The 16016-nt window shown below is 27.0% G+C and carries 11 protein-coding genes; 2 read left to right on the plus strand and 9 right to left on the minus strand.

Features of this window, described 5'->3' with window-relative positions; all coding sequences use genetic code 11:
- Nucleotides 1-23 precede the first annotated feature (23 nt).
- The gene (locus I4V51_RS08990) at nucleotides 24-443 is read left to right on the plus strand and encodes a ribonuclease Z (protein WP_195988100.1); all 420 of its coding nucleotides are present in this window, start codon (nucleotides 24-26) and stop codon (nucleotides 441-443) included.
- Entirely contained in the window at nucleotides 443-1417 is a 975-nt protein-coding gene (locus I4V51_RS08995) for a DNA/RNA non-specific endonuclease (RefSeq protein ID WP_195988101.1), read from the plus strand. Before I4V51_RS08990 ends, I4V51_RS08995 begins: the two co-directional genes overlap by 1 nt.
- Nucleotides 1418-1481: 64 nt before the next feature.
- Here the strand turns inward: I4V51_RS08995 and I4V51_RS09000 are convergent, their stop codons facing one another.
- The 9 genes from I4V51_RS09000 to I4V51_RS09040 form a co-directional block, all read right to left on the minus strand.
- Nucleotides 1482-2111 (minus strand): histidine phosphatase family protein, encoded by a 630-nt coding sequence (locus I4V51_RS09000; protein ID WP_195988102.1) that lies wholly within the window; start codon nucleotides 2109-2111, stop codon nucleotides 1482-1484.
- 55 nt (nucleotides 2112-2166) lie between these two features.
- Nucleotides 2167-2703 carry a hypothetical protein gene (locus I4V51_RS09005; RefSeq protein WP_195988103.1) on the minus strand — a complete coding sequence of 179 codons (537 nt, stop codon included), beginning with the start codon at nucleotides 2701-2703 and terminating at the stop codon, nucleotides 2167-2169.
- A gap of 348 nt (nucleotides 2704-3051) precedes the next feature.
- Nucleotides 3052-5004 (minus strand): beta-galactosidase, encoded by a 1953-nt coding sequence (locus I4V51_RS09010; RefSeq protein WP_195988104.1) that lies wholly within the window; start codon nucleotides 5002-5004, stop codon nucleotides 3052-3054.
- A 153-nt stretch (nucleotides 5005-5157) separates the two neighbouring features.
- Nucleotides 5158-6528, minus strand: a complete 1371-nt coding sequence (gene melB, locus I4V51_RS09015; RefSeq protein WP_195988105.1) for a melibiose:sodium transporter MelB — start codon at nucleotides 6526-6528, stop codon at nucleotides 5158-5160.
- 282 nt (nucleotides 6529-6810) lie between these two features.
- The gene (locus tag I4V51_RS09020; RefSeq protein WP_195988106.1) at nucleotides 6811-8877 is read right to left on the minus strand and encodes an alpha-galactosidase; all 2067 of its coding nucleotides are present in this window, start codon (nucleotides 8875-8877) and stop codon (nucleotides 6811-6813) included.
- A 97-nt stretch (nucleotides 8878-8974) separates the two neighbouring features.
- Nucleotides 8975-9943: an alpha/beta hydrolase gene (locus I4V51_RS09025; protein WP_195988107.1), complete on the minus strand. Its 969-nt coding sequence runs from the start codon at nucleotides 9941-9943 to the stop codon at nucleotides 8975-8977.
- Between the two features lie 136 nt (nucleotides 9944-10079).
- Nucleotides 10080-11093, minus strand: a complete 1014-nt coding sequence (locus I4V51_RS09030; protein ID WP_195988108.1) for a LacI family DNA-binding transcriptional regulator — start codon at nucleotides 11091-11093, stop codon at nucleotides 10080-10082.
- A 257-nt stretch (nucleotides 11094-11350) separates the two neighbouring features.
- Entirely contained in the window at nucleotides 11351-12634 is a 1284-nt protein-coding gene (locus I4V51_RS09035; RefSeq protein WP_195988109.1) for a TIGR00341 family protein, read from the minus strand.
- Nucleotides 12635-12743: 109 nt separating this feature from the next.
- On the minus strand, nucleotides 12744-16013 hold the full coding sequence (locus tag I4V51_RS09040) for a sensor histidine kinase (RefSeq protein WP_195988110.1): 3270 nt from the start codon (nucleotides 16011-16013) through the stop codon (nucleotides 12744-12746).
- Between the last annotated feature and the right edge of the window lie 3 nt (nucleotides 16014-16016).

A 16016-nucleotide genomic window follows, 5' to 3' on the forward strand; every position in this document is an offset into this window, starting at 1 on the left:
GAATACTTAAAGGAGGATAGTAAATGAATATAATTGTTTGTTTAGATGACAAAAATGGACTAATGTTTAATAAAAGAAGACAAAGTCAAGATAGAATTCTTAGGGATAATATAAAAGAAACTATTAAAGATAAAACCCTTTTTATGAATGAATATTCTTATAAACTTTATAAAGATATTGATCTTGGAAATATAAAGGTTTGTGAGAATTTTTTAAGTGAATGCCCAGATGATGATTTTTCTTTAGTTGAAAATAAAGAATTAAAAAATTATCTAAATAAAATAAACACTATAATTATTTATAAATGGAATCGTCTTTATCCTGCCGACTTTTATTTTGATATTAATCTAAATAAAGATTCTTGGAAAATAATTAACATAGAAGAATTTCAAGGGTCATCTCACGACAAAATAACAAAAGAAACCTATAGGAGAGTACATTAATGAAAAACTTATTTAAATTTAAGAAAACACTTATTATGATAATTGGTGTTCTAATATGTTTAAGTGGATTTATTGGTTGTTCTGCAACTTATTATCCATCTACAAATTCGTCCGGACAAGCCATTGAAAATTCTAATTCCAACAATATACTTTTAACTAATCCAAATGCTAATGATAATATCAATATTTCAAATATTCCAGCATACTCTGGTGAAGATTATATAATATTGAATAATAATATACCTAATTTTTCTGATGCTGACTTAACAACTACTTCATTTGAAGAATATAGCCAACTAGATAGCTTAGGCAGATGCGGAGTTGCATTTGCAAATATAGGAACTGATATAATGCCAACTGAAAAAAGAGAATCTATTAGTTCTGTTAAACCAAGTGGTTGGAAATCAACTGAATATCCTACCGATGTTATAAAAGGAAAATATCTTTATAATAGATCTCACTTAATTGGTTTCCAGTTAACTGCTGAAAATGCAAATGAAAGAAACTTAATTACCGGGACAAGATACTTTAATGCAACTCTAATGTTGCCATATGAAAATATGGTTGCTGACTATATAAAAGAAACAAATAATCATGTTTTATATAGAGTAACTCCTGTATTTGAAGGTAGTAATCTTGTTGCTACTGGTGTTCAAATAGAAGCTAAATCTGTTGAAGATAATGGTGAAGGTATTGAATTTAACGTATTTATATATAATATCCAACCTGGTATCACAATAGACTATGAGACTGGTGATAGTGCACTTAGTGGTGAGGAAATAACTAAAACTGAATCATCAAATAATTCTAACTCTTCTACTGAAGAAACTGTAATAAGAGGAAACTCTAATTCAAAAATATATCACTGCCCTGGTCAAAGAGATTATGAAAACATGGCTGATTCTAAATTCCTTGTTAATTTTAATAGTGAACAAGAAGCAATTAATGCTGGCTATAGAAAAGCTTCTAGGTAGTATTATATTTTACTCAATAAAAAAATTCCTACAGTAAAACTACTGTAGGAATTTTTCTATACAACTACCAACCTAAAATTTGTTCTTTTATGGAAAAGTGGCTATTATCATTTTTAAATTCTATATAAAATTTATTATTTTCATCCACATTTACTTTTGTTAAAGTAGCTTGCCCCATAACATCCGAATTAACTTCTTCATCTTTAAAATAATACATAATAGCCTTTAATGTTATTCCATGAGCTACTATTAAAATAGTCTTTCCTTTATTTTCTTCAATAATTCTATCCATTGCATTAGCTACTCTATTTCTAACTTCTGCTAAATTTTCCCCATTTGGCGCTGCTAGTTCAGTGTTTCCCTTCATAATAAGGCTTATATCCCAATTAGGATTTTCTTTCATAACTTCATCTGTTATTTTACCTTCATAATCACCAAAACACATTTCCATAAGACCATTATCTGTCACTACTTCTACACTTTTATCACCTTTAATTATATTTGCAGTAGTAAGCGCTCTCTCTATAGGACTAGAGTATATAACATCTAATTTTATATCTTTTATTCTATCTCGTAGTTCCTTAGCTCTTTCTATGCCATCTTCAGTTAATGGTGAGTTTCCTCTTCCTTGTAGCCTTTTCTCTATGTTCCACATAGTTTGTCCATGTCTTGTTAAATATATTACTGTATTCATTAATCGTATATCTCCAAAATTTCAAATTTTAATTTTATATTTTAAATTGTTTATATTATTCCCTATCACTTACTATTTCAGCTTCAACATAAGGAATTTCATTTTTTCCATACTCTTTTCTAATTACTTCAGTATCTATATCTATTCCTCCAAAAGCTACTTCAACTTCTTTATCTACTATTGACACATCTATAACTTGTACTCTATTTAAATCAATAAATCTTTGTTCCTTATAGTATTTATTAACTAATGTTGCAACCTCTAATTTAAAGTCATTTCCCTCAAATGTAACACCTTCTATATCAGTAAATGCATTAATTACATAATTAAATACCCTTTTAGATATTGGGTTTACTATGTTCATCTTTAAAATCTTAAAGCTCTTTATATTAACATAAATATTATTGTTTTGAACTTTAGAAAAACTCAATTCAGCCTCTATATTTATGTTCATTCCAACTACTTGTACAGTTCCTATCAATCTTAAATCATCATTAATAAAAATATCACTTATATTAATTTTATTTTGTAACTTTAAAAAATTTCTTATATCACCTTTTGTTATACAAACTATCATCTTTTTTAATTTCATATTTTTCCCTCCCTAATTATAATTAAACAAATTCTTTAATTAAACTCCCCTCATGTCATTATAAAACTTTTTAACGCTATATTATATATTTACATCAAAGGAGCAAACACCAAGAAAATTTACTATTTTAGGATATATTTCTATTTTATTGATATTATTATTTTTATCATAACTATTTCTTAATTCTTATAGCATATTAATTATAATAATATTCCTCCTATATAAATAAATCAATTTATTTATAGTTAATTTATTATTAAAATATAATAAATATAAAAAATAGCCTTAACCACTAAATAAATGGTTAAAGCTATTAATTTAATTTTAATCTAACATAATTTTATAATATTATTTCCTAATTACTTTACTTTCATAAGGACTTAAATAAATTCCATTAAACTCCTTTTTCCTAGCGGTATGATTCATAACAAAATAATACTCTTCTTTATTAACTACCCTCTTAACAACCTCAACACCTGGCTCTGACTCAATAATTTCTATATTAGCTTCTTTTAATATTTTCATAGCTATAATATCCATAATAGCATTATCTAACCCTGTACCAATATAATAAGCCTCTCCATTTTCATATTTATTTAAAGTTACTGCCGAAAACTCCTTATAGAATTCATCGTTATACATAAATAAACTTTCTGCAGTAGTAGTTTTTAGCATATCTCTAAATACAGTTCCACTACCTATAGTTCCTTTAAATTCATTTATCCCTTTAACTTCAACACATTGCCCTTCTTGAAGTGATTCTATTTCTTCAACAAATCCTCCTATTAACTCTGTGTAGTAACTTGGATTAAACTGTCCTAGTGTTAAATTGTTATAGTAATCCTTAATAGCAGTTCTAAAGCTAAATACCACCTTACCGCCATTTTTAACAAATTCTCTAATTCTTTCTTGCACTTCAGTTTTAAATACTATCATTGTAGGTATTAATAAAACTTTATACCCACTAAAATCAACATATGATGGTATTACATCTATATTTACGTTATTTTTGTAGAAAGGTCTATATAATCTATACACTTCATTTTTATAATCCATTAAAAAGCTTTGTTTCTGAATTCTAAAGGATGCCATAGATTCATAGTCATAAATAACTGCTACCTCTGCTTTTATTTCACTATTTATAACTTCTTCATTTTTTTTCATATCATTAAAGAAGCTTTGAACTTCATAAAACTTTCTTCTTTTTTGATTATCTTGATCTATTATTCCATAACAATATTGCTCAGCACCTTGGGTTGCTCCTCTATATCTAAAATACATAAGAGAATTGCACCCGTGAGCCATTGCTTGATATGACCACATCTTAGCTTGATTTGGCCTTGGTAAATATCCTATAACATCATGGCCTTGTGCTCCCATTATAGCTTCTGTAATCCAGAAATTCTTTCTTTTAGCACCTCTCATATAATCTAATCCACAAGCAATTTCATGAGCAGGAATTGGTTCCTTTTGCCCTCCCCATACAGGATAATTATTATATGCAACTACATCTATATGCTTTGCTACCTTTGAGAAATCAAAGCTCTTATCAAAATATCCACCTGAAAAATCATGAATTATTAGTGAATCTTCACCTAATATTTCTTTTAATATTTTTACTTGAAGTGCTGCATAATTCTCAACACTTATACTTCTAAATCTTTCCCATTCCATTCTAAGACTTGGATTATGTGTTGTTATTGTCTTTTTTGGAACTGGTATTTCATCAAAATCGTTATATGTTTGAGACCAGAATCTAGTTCCCCAAGTTTCATTTAATTTATTTATATCATTATTGTAAGTATTTCTTAAATATTCTCTAAAAACATTCTTACATTCATTACAATAACATACATCACTACCTTCATGTCCAAATTCATTATCTATTTGCCATGCTACTATAGCTTCTTCATTCTTATAATGGTTTGCAAGTTCTCTTATTATTACTTCGCTATATTTATGATAAGTTTTACTATTAAAGCAATACTGTCTTCTTCCACCAAAAACTCTCTTGGTATTATCTTCAAACTCTCCTAAAACATCTGGATGTTTTTTAGAAAGCCACGCTGGCATAGTTGCTGTTGGAGTACCAAATATAACATTTAGTCCTTTTTTCTTAGCCTCATTTATTACATGATCAAAGTAAGAAAAATCAAACCTTCCTTCTTCACTTTCCATCATATGCCATGCAAATTCACCAATTCTTATTACATTGCTTCCTAATTCTATAATATTATTTAAATCCTCTTCTAACATATTTTCATTCCAGTGTTCTGGATAATAATCTACTCCTAAAAACATTTTGCTCCATCCTTTTTTACTGTAAATTTTACTAAAATATTATACCAAAAATACTATTGTGTTAATATATTTTTATATAACAAATAGCAAATCGGAGAGTAAAACCTTCAATTTGCCATTTATTAAATTATAATTACATATTATTTATATTTATTAAGCAATTATTTCTCTCTTTTTATTTAGCTCATTCATTATTTTTTCTTGATATTCACCGTGTAACTTGTACCCCTTAGCATAAATAACAAATCCTAATATTGTTATTACTGAAGGTACTGCTACCATAAGTACTCTCATACCAAATATAGTTCCTGCTGTTTGTGTTATATTCGGAACATAACCTACTATTGTTAATCCAACACCTATTAACCAACCCGAAACTGCTGATGCTGTCTTAACTAACAAAGTTTGGAATGAAGCTATTATACTTTCATTTCTTGAACCAAATCTCACTTCACCGTAATCTATAACATCCGCAAGCATAACTGTTGTTGCACCTAAAGTAAATCCTGAACCTAATTTGACTATTATTCCTGATAAAGCTATTACAAACGCATTCCCTGGAATAAACATTCCACCTAATAGTAATATTATTAATCCTACCGCTGGTAGATAACATGCTAATCTAAACACACCTTTTTTAGTCATATTTTTAGATATTATTGGGAATAACATAAGCGCACCTATTTCAGCAAGCCCAGCAAATGCAGTAAATACTGGATACATATTTTCATTACCTACAACATACTTAAAGTAGTAAATTGCCATTCCACCTGATAATTGAGCAACTAAGTTGTATGCAAGTACAACTCCTATAAATACCATAAGCTGATCATTTTCTTTTATAAGCTTAAATGCTTTCTTCAAACTTGTCTTTTCCACTTTTTTATTTGAATCTGCTTTTTCACTGCTTCTATCCTTAACATTTACAACTGTTATAATAGAAGTCACTACAAAAATCACTGCTATCACTATAGCAAAAGTCCCATAACCTTTAGTTTGATCACCATTTCCTAATTTATTTACTATAGCAAGCCCAAAAGCTCCCATTATTAACCATGCACAACTTGCAAATATTCTCGGTATAACCGACATTTGATCTCTTTCTTCTTTAGTATTAGATAAAGAAGGCAACATTGACCAATAAGGTATATCCATTATTGTATAAGTCATTCCCCATAATATATACATCACTGAATAATACGCATATAAAGAAGTGCCCTGTAACCCTTCGGGTCTTTTAAATAAAAATACTAATACTACTGCATTTACTACTGTTCCTATTAAAATCCAAGGTCTAAATTTTCCCCATTTTGTTCTTGTATTATCAACAATCATTCCCATAGCTGGATCATTAATTGCATCCCACAATCTAGCTACTAAGAACAAACTTCCAACAAAAGCAGGAGCTAGTCCAACCAAATCAGTAAAGTAAATCATTAAGTAACTAGATACTATTGCATAACATAAATCCTTCCCTAATGCTCCAATCCCAAAAGAATATTTTTCTTTAAATGATAATCCCATAATTCTCTTCCTCCATTATAGTATTTAATTTTCAACACCTTGTAATTGTTTTCACATCTTATGTTTATATATTAACATATCAGAAAACGTTTTACAAGTATTTTTACAGTAAAATTTTGTTTTTATTTTACTAATTTTAATGATTTTTTTACTATTTATTATACAACTCAATACTAGACCATATATTTTTATTTAATTAACTTCAAAGCAAAAATAATAGATTATTAATCTCTAAAGAACTGTTACATTCTAACCAGAAACTAATAATCTATATTATTTTCACTAAATTCTATTAACCTTTATAATATCACTAGAATAATCTCCACTTAACTTTATATCCAATCCTCTATTCATTAGATAGCTTCCACTTTTAACTATTTCTTCATCGTTATTTTTTATTAAGTATTTAGAGTCATTTTCTAGCCCCCTAAATCTAACAGTTGTCCCTCTATGACCAATTAAACTTTGAGGTAAGAATACAAATAATAAACTTTCACCACCCTTATTATATTGATAAATACTATAATTATTTTTTGACGTATTTTCTATTCTATAGAAGTCTCCTTCTTGAACAATATGTCTTATTTCCTTGTATTCTTTTACTAACTCTTGAGATAATTTTACTTCCTCTTCGTTAAATTTTAATATATTGCAACCAATTCCTAATGTCCCCATCATAGCACTATGATATCTAAACTTTAATGGTATAACCCTTCCTGATAAGAAGTTTGGACAATCTGTAACCCAAGCTCTCATAGCCTTAATTGGATATATATAGGAATAACTTTCTTGAACAACCAATCTATCATAAGCATCAGTATTATCACTTGTCCAGAAATCATCGAATATACCTAAAATACCATAATCAATTCTTCCACCACCTGATGCACATGCTTCAAATAACACATTTGAATGTTTAACTTTTAACCATTCTACAATATCATAAACCGCTTCTATATGCTTATACCAAATATCTTTTTCTAGATTACTTTGAGATATGGGTCTATTAGCATCCCACTTAATATAATCAATATCATAAGTAGATAGAAGTTCATCTAACATATTGTAAATATATTCTTTCACTTCACTTTTAGTTAAATCTAATACATATTGACCTCTAGATGTATCACTTTTCCTATTTTCAAAATGATATATCCACTCTGGATGCTCCTTATATAATCGAGATAACGGATTTACCATTTCTGGTTCAACCCAAATCCCAAACATCATATCCATACCTTTTACTTCTTTAATTAATGGATCTAACCCCTCTGGAAATTTTTCTTTATTTACATACCAGTCTCCTAATCCATTATCTATTCCATGTCTTTCTCCAAACCACCCATCATCAACTACAAATAACTCTGCACCTATTTCTTTAGCTTTTTTTGCAAGATTTATCTGTTCATCACAATCAACCTTAAACTCAGTTGCTTCCCACGAGTTATATAACACCGGTCTTAGCCCATCTCTTAATATACTATTTTTTGCAAAATTATGAAGATTATGAGTCATAACTTCAAAACCACAATTACTATATCCTGCTATAATTCCCGGCGAAACAAATTCTTCTCCTGGCTCAAGCTTCATTAAGAAATCATGCGAGTTTATTCCCATTTGAACTAAAGTTTCTCCATACTGAGTTTGTTCAATCACTCCGCTAAAATTACCACTTAATTTTAACGCTCCAAAAAATACTTCTCCTGTAGTTTCAGTTGCATTTTTATCTAATATAAAATATGGATTATGATTATGACTTGATATACCCCTTCTATTTTCTATAATTATTTTTCCATAGTTAACTTTTTGAACAAACCTTTGTTGTTCTGCTCCCCAGTGCCCATGAACATTAGAGAAATTTAAATCTTCATATGGAATATGGAACTGTCCACTATGTATCTTTTCAATTTCAATAATATCTTTAGAGTTATTTTTAACTCTTACATATCTTTCCATTAAGTCATACTCATCATAAACCTTATAATGTAAATTAATCTCAAAGTCATAATAATCATCCATCAATTTTATTACTAACTCATTACCATTAATTTCATATTCATGATATTTGTAAACTAACTCTCTACTTCTATCAGCAAAGGTTGCCTTTAAACAATGCTCTTTATATCGCAAACCACCGTATACAGGATACTCCTCTTTTGTAATTTCATATACTGGATCATTTGTTGATACTTCAACTAATATAGGTATATCAAACTCTTCAATATTTTGAATTTTCTTCCCCCAATATAATTGCCTCAATAAACCTTCATTATCTACTCCAAATACATAAGAAACACTTTTACTTTGAATATTAAATATTTTTTCTGATTTATCAACTATAATTCCCATAAATTCAACTACTCCTTTTACTCCAAACTTTAGATAACGTTTTCTTAATGTTATTATATATATTCACAGTAAAATTTTCAATATTTTTAGTAAAATTTTATTTTAAAAATTCTTTTATTATTTTTAGATACTCTATTAGTATTTCATCATTTTCTCCAAATATCTCATGTTTTGCATTATCAAATCTTACTTTACTGCATTTTTTAGCTCTTTCACAAAATTTATTTTGACCTCTATCTTTTACAAAAGTATCTCTTCCCGCTTGAAAAAGCAATATAGGTATATCTATTTTTTCAACATTTTTCTTTCTAACTATTTTATCACTGGCTTTTAATGATTCAAAAACCCACTTAAACGATCCTCCAGATCTCTGAAGCTCTTCATTACTTCTTAATTCAGATAAATGATTTTCATATCTATATTTATTATTAGTTCCAGAGTTCTCTAAATCATATTTACCATCAAAAGGTCCTTGTCCAAATAAATAATCTTCACCTTTCCCAACTGCTATATATAAACTACTTATTATATAAGACATCCACTTCGGAAAATTTCCAGTTTTTATTTCCATCATAGGTGCACTTAAAATAGCTTTTTTAAAATACCCACTATATTCTTCTAAAAACATTGTTCCTACAGCTCCACCCATAGAATGAGCATATAAATATAAGTCAACACCATTCTCAACTACTATTTTATCTAGAAACATCTTTAAATCTTCCACATAATATTTAAATTTCTCTACACTAACTTGACTTTTATCATTTTTACTTAAAAAACCTGATCTCCCATGCCCTCTATGTTCAATTGCATATACCGAATATCCCATTTCTATAAAATAATAAATCATTTCTGTAAATTTCTCTATACACTCTGAAAATCCATGTGATATTACTATTCTCCCTTTTTCATTGTCTATACTATATTTTTCATAATATATATTTTTATTATTTTTTCCTACAAAATATCCTACTTCCTTTATTTTTCTTAATTTACCCCTTGTATCCTTTACTATTTCTTTATCATAGCCATAATTACAAATAAACTTATTACTCTTCTCATACATTTTCCTTTTCTCCTATTCTTATATATATATATATATTATCTCATTTATGTTTTACTTACAATTTTACTGTAAAAAAATAAAAAAATAAGAAAGCACCTTAATTTCTTAAAAACACTTTCTTATTCATAGTTTTATATTATATTTTTCTTACACTATCTCTTAATATAAATTCACTAGGTATTATAACTTTTTTTGCATAACTTCTTCCCTTTAACTTTTCAATCATAAGGTCTACAGCGACTTCTCCTAAATACTCAATGTGCACCCTTATAGCAGTTAATGGCGGATGAGTATATTGTGATATTATAGTATCATTAAAACCTATTATACTTACATCTTCTGGTACTCTTATATTACGTTCATATAGCCCTTTAATTACTCCACTAGCTATAGCATCATTTGCTGTAAAAAATGCTGTTGGCATTTCATTTTTACTATCAATATAATTAATTATAGCTTTATGTCCACCTTCTGCTGTCATATTACTATTAATTATATATTGTTCCTTCAATAATTTATTACTGTCCATGTATTCATAGAAAAATTTTAATCTATCATCAAAACTAGGAACTTTATTATCACCTAGTGTATATTTTTCTCCAATAAATCCAATGTTTTCATGACCAAGATTAATAAAATGTTCTAATCCTTGCTTTACACCTAATTTATAATTAATTTTAACACTATCATATAGTTCATCATTTGGCGCCGAATCTATAAATACTATATTTCCTGTTCTATCTGATAGCTTTTCTACTTCTTCCGAAGTAAATTTCCCTATGGCAATAATTCCCTGCAATTCAACATTTTCAAGTAACTCATAATCATTTTCTTTTTTAAAAAGTCTTACTAACTTTATATCATTTTCAAAAGCTTTCTTTTCTACTATATTTCTTAAAAGTAAATAATATGGATCCTGTAATTGTTTAACTACATCATACATTTCTACAATTCCAATAGTTACTATCTTTTTTGATAGATTTTTACTTTTTCTTTGTTTTGCTGTTTTATAATTTAACTCATCTGCTACCTTGAATATTTGCTCCTTTGTTTCATCAGCCACTAAAATTCCACTATCATTATTTAGAACTCTAGATACTGTGGCTAAAGATACCCCTACTTTATCTGCTATTTCCTTTAACGTAGCCATTATTCTCCTTCACCTCAATGTCCTTTTAACTTTACGCATTTTATTACTATTATAATATAAATTACTTTAACTTTATAGTATTATGTTAATTAAAAATGGAATACATCAAAATTCTATTTTCACAATTGAATAAATCTACTAACCACTGTTAGAATGAAATATAAAATATTACTTTTCGATATCATAGCATCTAAGCTGTAGTTAGCAATTTATTAATTATTTAAATTTATAGTTTTGATACATCCCATTTTTATAATTTATTCATTTATAATTTCCATATATACCCTTGCATTATCTGAATTAACTCTTATCTTAAACCAACTTTGAATATTATTTATATTTTTATTTAAATCAATATTATCACTATATATTATAAGTACATCTATATTATTGTCATTTTCTCCATCAACATACCCAAAATACATTTCCTTTATATCTGGATATATTGCTCTTAGCTCATTAAATATCTCATTTTTATCAATTTCACTTACTACCGTACTATTACTTTCATTATTCTGTTTATTTACAATACTATTTTGTTTATTTTTTAAACTTTCCATATATTGTTCTAGATTTGTTAAATCAATACCTTCTTGCTTTATTATTAACTTTTTATTCTTTAAGCCGTAATTGCCTATATCATTATTCAACACTTTTAATTTTTCACTTGTAATAACATCCCCAACAGTAACTAGTGTTATAGTATTATCTTTATAATCTATATTTTTACTAAGTATATATTGATTTTTTAGTTCATTAACTATAAAATCATTTAACTCCTTTTCATATATACTCTTTCTAATCATCCAAACAGCAGAAATTACACTTGGTATCATAATTATTATTGAAGCAATAATTATGATTTTTTTTATATTTTTTTGCTTTTCAAAATCTACAAAGTTTTTTGAAGGAATTTTCAATGCCTTTGTAACAATAAATGTAGATATCGCTATAAAAAAACCATTAATAAAAAACAAATAAAATGCTCCTAAGAACATATTAACTTGTCTTGTTGCAATGCCATATCCAGCAGTACATAAAGGTGGCATAAGTGCAGTAGCTATAGCAACACCTGGTATTACGTTACTTGACTTATTACGTGTTAATCCTATCATTCCTGCAATTCCACCAACAAAGGCAATTATTACATCCCATATAGTTGGACTCGTTCTTGCTAGAATTTCACTACCCGCTGTAGTTATTGGTGTTATACTAAAATATATGGTAGAAGTTACTACACTTATAAGAATAGAGATAACTAAAACTTTAAAAGATTTTTCTAAAAGCTTTAAATTATAAGTTCCAACACCATATCCAATTCCAATTATAGATCCCATTAATGGTGATATTAGCATAGCTCCTATAATAACTGCCACTGAATTCATATTTAGTCCTATTGATGCAATAATTATTGCACACATCAATATTATAAAGTTAGAACCATACATGTTCATTCCATCCACTATATTGTCATATATCTCTTCATTAGTAGCTTGATTCCTTGTAAATTGATATCTAAATGTATCCATATTAAATTTCATAATATATTTCTCCCATATTATAAATATCTTTTAATATTAATATTTACAATATAGGTTAATTATATTTAAATAAGATTTTTATATGAATTATCAAAACTCAAAACAATTACTATATTATTATTTTATCTGGAATTCCTATCGTAAACCTACTACCTTTATTTGGTTCACTTTCAAGTTTAACATACCCATCATGTAACTTTGCAATATACTTAACAAGTGTGAGACCGATTCCACTACTACTTACCTTTGTAGCACCACTACCTTCAACTTGTGAAAATCTATCAAATATAAATTCTTGATCTTCTTTTGATATTCCTATACCTGTATCTTCTATGCTAACTTCAATATAACTATCAACTTCCTTAATATATACTCTAATCTCTCCACCTTCTGGAGTAAACTTAACTGCATTACCTAATAGATTAATTATACATCTCTCTATTTCATTTTCATCGCAATAAATTATCTTTTCTTCCATATCAGGATCTACTATAAGGGATAACCCCTTTTCCTCAATAAATTTGCTCATATTAAGGGCTGCTTCCTCAACTATATATACTATATCATTATCTTTTCTAGTAATTTTATAATGTCCTGTTTCTATTTTAGAACTATCTATTATATCATTTATTATTTTTAGCAGATTATTACAACTCTTAGTTATAATATTCATATATTTAACTGCTTTATCCTTAGTCATAGAATCCTCCTTATTAAGAGAATTTATTAACTGTACTGTTGATGATATAACATTTATAGGTGTTCTAAGCTCATGAGATAAGTTTACAAAATAATTATTTTTAAATTTTTCTTTATTTATTATTTCTTCACTTAGTTTTTTATTTTCCTCTAACTGTTTATTAAGTTTCACAGTTTTTTGATTCACTAATTTTCGTAATATCTTAACATAATTTGCTATATAAATAATTAATATTAACGCGGTAGTCATATATATAATATAAGCAATTGGAGTTCGCCAAATAGGATTCTTAACTTTCAAATTCAAGGTTGTTTCTTTTGTTAAATCACCATGTCCATCTCTAGCCCTTAATTTCAATATATACTTTCCAGGTTCTAACAATTTAATATCTAGGTGGCTCATAGAGTCTAGATATATCCATTCAGTATCAATTCCTTCAATCATATATTCATAAGTTGTATTATTTAAATTTTCATAATTAGGCAAGAAAAATTCTATATATAAATCTTTATTGTTATAATCTAAAATAAGTTCTTCCCCATCATAAACTACCTTATTTTTACCTACAGAAATATCACCAATTACAACTTTATCTATATTCATTTTAGCATCAATTATATTGTCTGGATTAAAATAAGTAATTCCATTTGTACTACCAAATATCATATTTCCATCATCAAACTTTATACTTGAATTTAAACAAAATTGATACCCAATTATTCCATCCATATTTGTAAAATTAATTATATCTTGATCTTTTATATTAAACTTATTTAACCCTCTGTTTGTACTTATCCACAAATTATCATTTTCATCAATTAAGATCGAGTTTATAAAATTATTTGTTAATCCATCTTCCTTAGTATAAAAAGTAAAACTATCATTTTTTATATTCAACTTACCTAATCCTACATTAGTTCCTATCCATAAATCACCAAATGAATCAAAAACCATACAATTTATATAACTGATCATTACTGAATTTTTATAAGAATCACAATTAAAATATTTCTCAATAACACCATTTTCTTTATGATACTTTATTACTCCAGTATTTACCCCTCCTAACCAAATAACATTCGAATCATTATTATCAGCTAATATATACGTTATGGTAGTAGGATTAATATTATACTTTATTAATTTTTCATTATTAATGGTTAATTTATTTTCAGCTATATTGTATGTATAAAATCCTTCATTTGATGCTAGCCAAAGATTTTCTCCATCATTATATGAATATTTAAGTTCACAGGGATATTCATTCGCCATAAAATATTCTGCTAATTCGTGTTCCCTTATATTTATAAAAATTATGTCTCTATTAGTAATCAACCCCATATATTTATCATTTATCTTAAATAAATTTTTTATATACCTATTTTTCAAACTTAAATTATCATTTTCATATATTTTACTTATTAATTTACCACTTTTTATATCATATACATATATACCATTAAACTTAGTTGCTATCCATACTTCTTTATCATTTTGTAATATACTTATTACAGTACTATCATTTAATTCTCCATCCTCATCAATCATTCCACTAATAGAACTAAACTGTTTATTTAAATTTAAAATACTTATACCTTTTTCAGTTCCAATCCAAATAGTGCCATTAGAATCTTCATAAAAACATGTTACATAATTACTTATTAGTGAATTACTATTATTACTATCTTTCTTTATAAGTTCAACTTTATTACTATTCACAGAATATTTTACAATACCTTGATCATTAGATATCCACATATCACCATTACTATCCCCTAAAATACATTGAGCATTATTAACCTTTATACTTTCTAAATTATCAACAACGCTATATAATTCTCCGGTATATAAATTATATTTTTTTATTTTATCATCATTTATTACCTTTAAAGTTTCTTTCTCATCTTCTCTTGAGTTAAACAATACAATTTCTTCCTTAGTTAGCACCCATATATTACCATTTATATCTTTTTCAATATCATAAATATATAGCTTTTCATCCAAAAGATTAGCTGAATTATAAATTACATTTGAGTTAGAATCAATTATGTTTATTCCATCTGCTGTCCCTACACATAAAACTCCCTCACTTTCTCCCTCCTCTAAATGTGTTATATATGAGTTAGTTAATAAATTATTCTCATCTTCTGAATTATATATACTTTCAATTCTTGAATCCTTAATATTTAATTTCATTAATCCATTTTCAGTACCAACCCACATAATATTATTATCAGTACTGCTACTTAATAATGCTGTAATTCTTACCTCACCTAAATTTGTTCCATCTTTATCTATATCCTTAACTCTTATTATATTATCAGTATCTCTAATTAAAACATCTAACCCATTATCAGTCCCTATCCATATATTCCCATTAATATCCTCTTCTATTGCATTTATATATGTTGAACTTAATGACTTTTTCTCATCTCTATTACAATTATATATTTTTATTCTTTCTCCATCGAATCTATTAAGTCCATCCTTTGTTCCTATCCATATATATCCCTTACTATCTTGAAATATTGATGTAACATGTTCATTTGAAAGTCCATCATCAATAGATAACTTATCAAACATATCTCTTTCTAACATCTCTCCTGAAACTTCAATAGGCATTAAAATACTTCTTATAATGCATACTATCAATAAACCTATTACTACTCTAACTTTCATCTA

It is taken from the genome of Clostridium sp. D53t1_180928_C8 (assembly GCF_015667795.1).
Taxonomy (GTDB): Bacteria; Bacillota; Clostridia; order Clostridiales; family Clostridiaceae; genus Clostridium.